8 protein-coding genes and 1 tRNA gene are annotated in these 8,010 nt (G+C 69.6%); 7 read left to right on the forward strand and 2 right to left on the reverse strand.

What is annotated here, in order from left to right; genetic code table 11:
• Nucleotides 1-42: 42 nt before the first annotated feature.
• Nucleotides 43-1,818: a hypothetical protein gene (locus ACFXI3_RS41810; RefSeq protein WP_378407323.1), complete on the reverse strand. Its 1,776-nt coding sequence runs from the start codon at nt 1,816-1,818 to the stop codon at nt 43-45.
• A gap of 151 nt (nt 1,819-1,969) precedes the next feature.
• Between ACFXI3_RS41810 and ACFXI3_RS41815 the strand changes: the two genes are divergently transcribed.
• The 4 genes from ACFXI3_RS41815 (at nt 1,970) to ACFXI3_RS41830 (ending at nt 4,319) form a co-directional block, all read left to right on the forward strand.
• A complete protein-coding gene (locus tag ACFXI3_RS41815) occupies nt 1,970-2,461 on the forward strand; it encodes a hypothetical protein (RefSeq protein WP_378407325.1) in 492 nt (163 codons plus the stop codon).
• 76 nt (nt 2,462-2,537) lie between these two features.
• Nucleotides 2,538-3,158: a hypothetical protein gene (locus ACFXI3_RS41820; protein ID WP_344282011.1), complete on the forward strand. Its 621-nt coding sequence runs from the start codon at nt 2,538-2,540 to the stop codon at nt 3,156-3,158.
• A gap of 223 nt (nt 3,159-3,381) precedes the next feature.
• A complete protein-coding gene (locus ACFXI3_RS41825; RefSeq protein ID WP_378407330.1) occupies nt 3,382-3,891 on the forward strand; it encodes a DUF2716 domain-containing protein in 510 nt (169 codons plus the stop codon).
• Between the two features lie 26 nt (nt 3,892-3,917).
• Complete coding sequence (locus ACFXI3_RS41830; protein ID WP_344282008.1) at nt 3,918-4,319, forward strand: Imm7 family immunity protein; 402 nt, start codon at nt 3,918-3,920, stop codon at nt 4,317-4,319.
• 200 nt (nt 4,320-4,519) lie between these two features.
• On the opposite strand, the gene ACFXI3_RS41835 is transcribed toward ACFXI3_RS41830, so the two are convergent.
• A tRNA-Gly gene (locus ACFXI3_RS41835) sits at nt 4,520-4,592 on the reverse strand.
• 210 nt (nt 4,593-4,802) lie between these two features.
• Between ACFXI3_RS41835 and ACFXI3_RS41840 the strand changes: the two genes are divergently transcribed.
• From ACFXI3_RS41840 to ACFXI3_RS41850, 3 genes are all read left to right on the forward strand, one after another.
• Nucleotides 4,803-6,488, forward strand: a complete 1,686-nt coding sequence (locus ACFXI3_RS41840; protein ID WP_378407327.1) for a zf-HC2 domain-containing protein — start codon at nt 4,803-4,805, stop codon at nt 6,486-6,488.
• Nucleotides 6,489-6,557: 69 nt separating this feature from the next.
• Complete coding sequence (locus ACFXI3_RS41845; protein WP_067578516.1) at nt 6,558-6,998, forward strand: DUF983 domain-containing protein; 441 nt, start codon at nt 6,558-6,560, stop codon at nt 6,996-6,998.
• Between the two features lie 38 nt (nt 6,999-7,036).
• A complete protein-coding gene (locus ACFXI3_RS41850; RefSeq protein WP_344281999.1) occupies nt 7,037-7,897 on the forward strand; it encodes a DNA-formamidopyrimidine glycosylase family protein in 861 nt (286 codons plus the stop codon).
• Nucleotides 7,898-8,010: the final 113 nt, after the last annotated feature.

Raw genomic sequence — 8,010 nt, forward strand, 5'->3', positions numbered from 1 at the left:
CCCCACGTGACCTGGCGGGTCGCCTTGTGCGCCGGGGTGCGTTCAGCTCGCGGGCAGCGCGGCCGCGACCTTCGCGCGGATCTCTTCCATCCGGGACCGCAGCGCCGCCGGATCCTGGCCGACCGGGCCCGACACGCCGATGCCGACCGACACGCCGCCGGAGGTGTACCAGAAGGCCAGCACGCGTCCGGCCGGGCTGCTCCCGGTGTAGAGCAGGTCGGTGGCCGCCGGGCCGAGCGGGCTGCTGTCGAACCCGCCGGTGACGAGGTTCTGCCGCAGGCCCTGGACGAGCTGGCCGGCCTGCGCCTTGGACGGCGTCGGGACGGCGATCAGCGTCGTGCCGCCGTCGGTGCCGGCGTAGGCGTGGTAGACGAGCTGGTCCGCGCCCGCCGCGCGCATGAGGTTCGCGTCGGCGTCGGAAACCGCCTTGGCCTGGACCGCCTTGTCCAGCGCCATGGTCGAGTTTTCCGGGCTCGGCGTGCCCTGCAGCGCGGGCAGCTTGTCCTCGAGCGAGGGCGGCTGGGTGTTCGGCGCGGACGACGCGGCGGGCGGCTGTGCGGCCGTGTCGTTCGAGTCGCTCTTGTTGCCGAGGAACCAGATGCCCCCGACGACCAGCGCCAGCACCACCAGCACGGCCAGCGACAGGAACAGCCAGGTCGGCTTCGAACGGCGAGGTTTGGCGTCGTCCTCCCAGAGCCGGCGCGGCTCCGGCTGGTTGCCATTGGCGGGGATCGCGCCGAAGACCGCGGTGGGCCGGTCGTCGGCGGGGCTCGGCGCGGTGGTCGGCCGGTCGGTGGAGAACGGGGTGCCCGGGGTGTGCGCGAAGGCGGGCTGGGTCTTCTCCGACGCTCGGTTCGCCGGGGTGGCCTGGGTCGCCGCCGCGGAGTTCAGGAACGACTCGACCGCGGGCGGTTCCGGCGCGGGCATCGCCGGGTTGGTGCTGGCCCATCCGACGACCGGCTGGCCTGGTTGCTGGCCCGGTTGTTGGTGGCCTGGCTGCTGGTGGCCCGGTTGCTGGCCGGGCTGCTGCGGTTGGCCGGGGGTGTGCCACTGCACGGGAGCGACGCCCGGCCAGGTTCCCGGCTGCGCGGGCATCTGCTGCTGAGGCTGATGCGGCGGAGGCGGGCCGGCTTGGCTCGGCGCACTCGGCGGCGTGGCCGGGGTCTGCGGCGGGGAGAAGAACGGCGCTGCCGGGCTGGCCGATGCCGCCGGGCTGGTTGAGGACGCCGAGCTGGTTGAGGGTGCCGGGCTGGTCGACGGTGCCGCGTTGGTCGATGCCGCCGGGTTGGCCGAGCCCGCCGGGTTGGGCGAGAGCGCCGGGTTGGTTGAGGGCACCTGGCTGGTCGACTGTGCCGGGCTGGTTGACGGTGCCGGACTGGTCGAGGCCGCTGGGCTGGCCGAGGCCGCCGGGTTGGCGGCGGGCTGCTCCGGAGTCGTGGTGCCTCCGGGCGGTGTGCCCGGCGCGGTGGTGCCGTCTGGTCCCAGCCGAAGCGTGGTCGTCGGGTCGTGCTCCGGCATCGTCGCCACGACCTGCGTGGTGCTCGCGCTGCTGTCGGCGGAGGTGCTCGGAGCGCTTGGCTCGGCCGCGGCCTGGCTGTCCGATCCGGCAGGCGCTGCCTGGGCGGCCGGTGTGCTCCAGGTGGGTGACCCGCTCGCTGGCGCCGCGTCCTGCCGCAACGGCGACGCCACGGGCGAAGCCGCCCCGCCGCCCGACGCCTCGGCGAGCAGTTCGTCGCGCTGGCGGCGGTGTTCGGCGTGGCCGAGGCGGCCGGCGGCCAGCTCCGCGTCCAACCGCCGGAGCTCTTCCTGCCAGCTCATCACGCAACCCCCTGTCACCGGTTCGGGCGACAGTGTTCCACGCGCCCCGGCTCCGTGGGGCTCAGGTGCGCAAGATCAGCCGAGATCTGCCCAGATCAGGCACCCGCTTCGCGCCCGGCCGCGCAACCGCCCCGTCCGTACGATCGGGAGCATGTCCTCCGCGCGCGGTGCGCTCGCCGCCCTTGCCGTGGATCGGCTCGCCGGTCTCGACATCACCGCTGCCGAACTCGTCGAGGCCGGGGCGCGGGCCGTCGGCGAGGGCCTCGACGCGCCCTCCCTGCCCGAACTGGCCGCTCTCGACTACCGCGACCACCAGGCGGTTTCCGCCGCCTTCTCGCACGTGGTCGAGGAGCTGGGCATCGAACTGCCGGTCGACGCCACCGCCGCCCAATGGCAACTGCTCGGTGAACACCTCGGCGAAATGGTGCGCGGTGACGTCCCGCTCGCCCAAGCCGCGAAGAGCGTCAAAGCCTTCGACGGACGGCTCGGCCACCCGGCCGTCCTCTCCGAACTGCGCCAGTGGCTGGCGATGCTCGCGACCTGGATCCCGACCGACGTCACGCCGGTCAGCTACTGCGAGCAACAGGTTCTGCAGCAGGCCCGGGCGGTACTCGCCGGTCCGTGGCCGCCGGTCACCCGTTAAGCGGCAAAAACTGTCGTACATATGTTCTAAAATTGGCCGTGTACTGGGGAAACCATCCACCGGAAGGCGGCCGCCCATGACTAGTTCGAAGCAGGCATACGTCACGCTGCCCACGTTCGTCGGGTACAGCGCCAGCAAGGGCCCGTCGCGTTCGTCGTTCGTCCGCAGGCAGCGCCGGTTGTACGAGGACCCGGCCCGGGCGGCGTTCAACTACTACCGCCGCGCGGCGAACGCGGTCCGGGCCGGAAGGGCGGCCCGGCAGGACGAGGTGGCCATGCGCGCGCTGGTCAACAACGCGGACGAGCGCACCCGCCCGCATTACGCCGCGATCGCCGACGGCTGGCTGCGCTACCTCGGCAGGCGCGATCCGAAGCTGGTGGAGGTCGGGCGGGCGAAATTCGAGCTCGGCGAGCTGGAGATCGGCATCAGCCCGCAGCTGGGGTTGCGGAAGTCGAACGGCCGCAAGTTCGCCACCTGGCTGTACTTCAAGGAGGAGCCGCTCACCCGGGACGCCGCGCAGCTCGCGTTGTGGCTGCTCACCGAGGGCATGCCGGATCTGCTGCCGGGCGGGGAAGCGCTGGTCGTGGACGTGCGCCGGGCGAAGGAGTTCACCTTGTCGGCGCGGGACCGGGAGCGGCTGCGGCCGTGGGCGGCCAGCGAGGCGTCGGCGTTCGTCACGCTGTGGCGCGCCGCATAACGCCTGCGTGCATGACTGACGGGAGCGTGGGGTAGAGGTAGCTGCGGACCGGGCGGTGTTTCCCGGTCCGCGGGCCACCCGGTCGAGTGACAGCTTGGCGCTCGGCTCCGGTGGACTGGACAATCCCGGCCCCGGACACGAAGCTTTCGGCAGTTTCGAGCCCGGTCGATGACTTCGAGGTCGACAAGTGAACGCTGCTGCAGCCTGGGAGCCGCTCTCGCGAGTGGCTGACGAACCCGCTTGGTATTGGGTGCACGACAAGCTCAGGTTCTGGCCGAGCACCTTCGCGCACGACTGGCCGGGTTTCCATGAGCCGCGCCCTTCGGCGGCCTGGGATCTCTCCACCGGCGAGTACGACCGCGCCTCGGCCGAGTTCCGTCTCGGCCCGTACGCGGTCGAAGAGCACGACGTGGCCCGCGCGGTGCTGGCCGCCCTGCAGGAGACGACCGCCGAGGACGACTGGCTGTGGGTGCTGCACTGGCAGCATCAGTCGTTCAAGTTCTGGCCGCACCGCATGCAGCAGAACGCGGCCTGGCCGGTCTCGGTCTTCCCGCGCGGCGACTACCACCTGTTCCTCGCCTCGGACTTCAGCTACGGCACGCTCGGCCACCCGTGGGAACGCACCCTGTGCGTTTTCGGGGACAAACTGCTCCCCGCGGTCGAAAAGCACGCCGACGGCATCCTCACGAACCAGCTGCGCCGGGACGGCCGGCCCTCTGCGCTGACCCGCTGAGCACCGCCGCTGCTACCGTCTCGCACGTGTTCGAATACCACGGCTGGGTGACCATCGCCGCCACCGCGACCGGCGACGACGACGCAGCTCTGCTGGAGCGCATGGTCGAGCGAGTCCACCGCTCCCTGCAGAACACCACGATGCTGGACCTGGTTGACCTGCGCTGGAGCTCGGGCCTGCCCATGCTCCATCTGGGTGGTCTAGACAAACACGGCGGAGCCATCACCCCGCAACTGCTGGAAACCTTCGCCCGAGTAGGAGAACTGGCCCCCGGCTCCTACGGCCTCCTGCACATCTGGGACGACCAGCACCCAGAACACGACAACGCCTTCCAGGTATACCGAATGGCAAGAGGCCAATTAACAGAACAAAAAGACCCCCACCTGTCCCCCATCGCCCCCACAGCCCTAGACACCTACGAGCTATAACCCGGGACAGGAACACCAACCCCCAAAGCCCGCCAAGCGGGATAACTCGCCTGCGCAGTTTTGCTTGCGCAGCAAGCAAACCGCGCCCCACCACCCAACCGCAGCCGAAGGCACCGCGGGGGTCCGGGGGCTCGGCCCCCGGGTGAAATGGCGAGAGGCCCGTATCCACGCTTTTTGTGGATACGGGCCTCTCAGCCGCGAGCGGATGACGGGATTCGAACCCGCGACCCTCACCTTGGCAAGGTGATGCGCTACCAGCTGCGCTACATCCGCGTTAACCGCTTGGTGCTCGGTGTTGAACACACTCTATACCGTCGCCTCGGTGACACTTTCGGGGGCCCCGACATACGCGTGGACCTGCTGAGATGCGGTGCTTGCGCGTCACGTCGAGCGCACAAGGGGTGACGACGGGCGCTCTGCTCCGTATGGTGTCCCCAATCGACTTCAGTGGTGAGTCCTTCGGGGGAGGAGGTGCCTTGCCGGATGACCGAGCTGGGCACGGCGCCGCCACCAGCGGCCTCGGAATCCGACGAGCAGGCACTTTTGAAGCGGCTGCGCGACGGCGAGGACGCCGCGTTCGGGGAGTTGTTCGAGCTGCACGCGGCGGCGGTGCGCAGATTGGCGCAAAGTCTTGCCTCCGATCGTTCTGAGGCCGAGGACATCACCGCGGAGACCTTCTTCCGCGTGCTGCAGGCGTTGCGCCGCGGTGCGGGTCCGCGGGATTACGTCCGGGCGTATCTGCTGACGGTCGCGCGCCGGGTGTCGTGGGAGTGGCACGGGGCGCGGCGCGACGTGCCGGTGACTGATGACGAGCTGACGTTCCGGGCGGGCGCTGGGGTGGACACCCCTGCCCGGACGGCTGAGCACACGTTGATCACGACGGCGTTCACGAGTTTGCCGGAGCGGTGGCGGACGGTTTTGTGGCAGACCGAGGTCGAGGGCGAGCAGCCGTCGATGGTGGCTCCGCATTTCGGGTTGTCGGCGAACGCGACGGCGGCGTTGGCGCGGCGCGCGCGGCAAGGGTTGCGGGCGGCGTATCTGCAGGCGCATTTGTCGGTGAATCGCGGTCCGGAGACCTGCCGCGCGGTGGTGGAGAAGCTCGGCGGGTTCACCGCGGGCAGTGTCACCGGCGCGGAGGCGGAGCGGATCAAGGCGCATTTGCTGGGGTGTCCGTCGTGCCGGGCGACGCAGGACGAGCTGCGGGATGTGTGTTCGTCGTTGCGGGCGCACGCTGGCGTGCTGGTGCTCGCGGTGCCGGCGCTGGCCGGGGCCGGGAAGGTCGGCGGCGCGCTCGCGACGGTGAAGAGCGTGGTGTTCGGCTCGAAGGTGAAGGTGGGGCTGGCGCTGGCGTCGACCGCGGCGGCGGGCGCGGTGAGCCTGACTGCCGGTCCGCTGGTGTTCGGGTCGCATCCGATGCAGAACGTCGGGTTGGGCGGGGGTGCGCCGGAGCTGGCGTTGCAGCCGCCGGAGCAGCCTCCGCCGCCGGTGCAGCAGGGTCCGCGGATCATCTCCGGGAAGCTGTACGGGAGCGCTCGGCCGGCCCGCGGCGCGGTCCATCCGGGTGCTTCGCAGCATCTGGGCGCGGCCGAGGTGCCGCGGGTGCCGCAGGCGCAGCAGCCAGTTGCCGACGATCAGTCGCCGGCACCGGATTCCTCCGGCTCGACGCCTCGGGACGATCTGCCTGGTCAGGAAAGCAGTCATTCGGGCACTCCGATGACGAGCCGGTCGTCGAGCACTGAGTCGCGGGCGGATCTGGACACGTCCACCAACTCGTCGAGCCCGGGCGTGCTGAGCACGACGACGGACGACACGAGGTCGACTTACGCTCCGCCGCCCTCGTCGTATGTGCCGTCGCCGGATTCGTACGTGCCGCCGTCGATCACGACGACGCCGACCGGGTCGCGGCACGTCGCGCCTGCCGGTCCGACGTCGTCCAGCTCGGAGTACTCGTCCGATTGCCCGAAGTCCGCGAAGTCTTCGAAGCCTGCCCGGTCTTCGGAGCCCGTTAAGTCTCGTCAGTCCGCCAAGCCGGCCAAGCCTTCGGAGCCGGAGAAGTCGTCCAGGACGGACTCCACGTCCGGGAACGATGTCACCGGTTCGGCCGATTCCTCAGCGGACGCAAGCTCCCGAACAGCCAAAACCCGGCAAACCGCCAGTAACTCTCAGTGAGCACCTCGCGCTCGACGGCACGGTCACGGTAACGTTGACCGAGTTCGACGTCGCCCGGGAGGCAACAGGATGAACCGGCTGGTGCGCGGCGAAGACGGTCGCCATTGGGTGGTCCGTGCCCAGATGGAATGGCGGGCCCCCGCCACCGCGGACGATTTCGAGCACGACGTCGCAGGCAGTTACGGACCTGGCATCGCGATGATCGTGGTCATGGTGTTCCTCGTGATCGCGCTGGTGGTCTGGACGCCGGATGTCGTGAAGGTGCCCGCGTGGGTGCTGCTCGCGTTGCTGCTGGTGGTGTTGTTCTTCCCGCTGCGGTGGATCCTGCGCCGTCCGTGGACGGTGGTCGCCGAGACCGAGGGCGACGTCGCGGGCGACCGGCCGTCGGAGCGCTGGGTCGGCACGATCCGCGGCATGTTCACCGTGTCCGGCGAGGTGAAGCGGATCTCGAAGACGATCCAGAAGCATTCGCTGCCGGACTTCGACGGTCCGCTGCACCCGGTCGAATAGGCCTGGCCGGAACGGGACCGGCGCGCGAGACTGGTGCCATGCCCGAGTTGCCCGAGGTCGAAGCACTGGCCCATCACCTGCGCGAAAACGCCGTGGGGAGCACCGTTTTCCGGCTCGACGTCGCGTCGCTCAGCGTGCTGAAGACCGCGATGCCGCCGTATACGGAGCTGCACGGCCGCGAGATCACCGACGCGACGCGGCACGGGAAGCATCTGGACGTCGTCCTCGGCGACTTGCACCTGGTGGTGCATTTGGCGCGCGCCGGGTGGCTGCGGTGGTCGGACGGGTTGGCTCCGGCTCCGTTGAAGCCGGGGAAGGGGCCGATCTCGCTGCGGGTGCATCTGGAGTCCGCTTCCGGGCCTGGCTTTGACCTGACTGAGGCCGGGACCAAGAAGGGGCTGGCGGTGTGGATCGTCGCGGATCCTTCCGAGGTGGCGAGCGTGGCCCGGCTGGGGCCGGATGCGCTGGCCATTGATGCTTCGCGATTGCGGGAGTTGTTCCAGGGGAAGGGGACTCGGCTGAAGTGGGCGTTGACTGATCAGTCGTTGATCGCGGGGATCGGGAACGCTTATTCGGACGAGATCATGCATCGGGCGAAGTTGTCGCCTTATGCGACGGTGGGGAAGTTGGACGAGGGTGCGTTAGAGGTCCTCGCTGAGGCGATTCGCGAGGTGGAGACGGATGCGGTCTCGCGGTCTGTGGGGCAGAAGGCCGCGCGGTTGAAGGGGGAGAAGCGGTCTGGGCTGCGGGTGCATGCTCGGACTGGGCTGCCTTGTCCGGTTTGCGGGGACACTATTCGGGAGATTTCGTTCGCGGATAAGTCGTTTCAGTATTGTGCGACTTGTCAGACTGGGGGGAAGCCGTTGGCTGATCGGCGGATGTCTCGGTTGTTGAAGTAGGTCCGTTTTGGTGGTGGGGGCGGCTCGTCGCCTGGCGGCGACATTGCGCCCGATCTTGCGTGGGGCACCCCGAAGCTTGATTGTGCTGACGGTCTGGGGGTGCTTGTCAAGGC

Origin of the sequence: Amycolatopsis sp. NPDC059235, assembly GCF_042754125.1 — a bacterium.
GTDB classification, from domain to species: Bacteria; Actinomycetota; Actinomycetes; order Mycobacteriales; family Pseudonocardiaceae; genus Amycolatopsis; species Amycolatopsis albidoflava.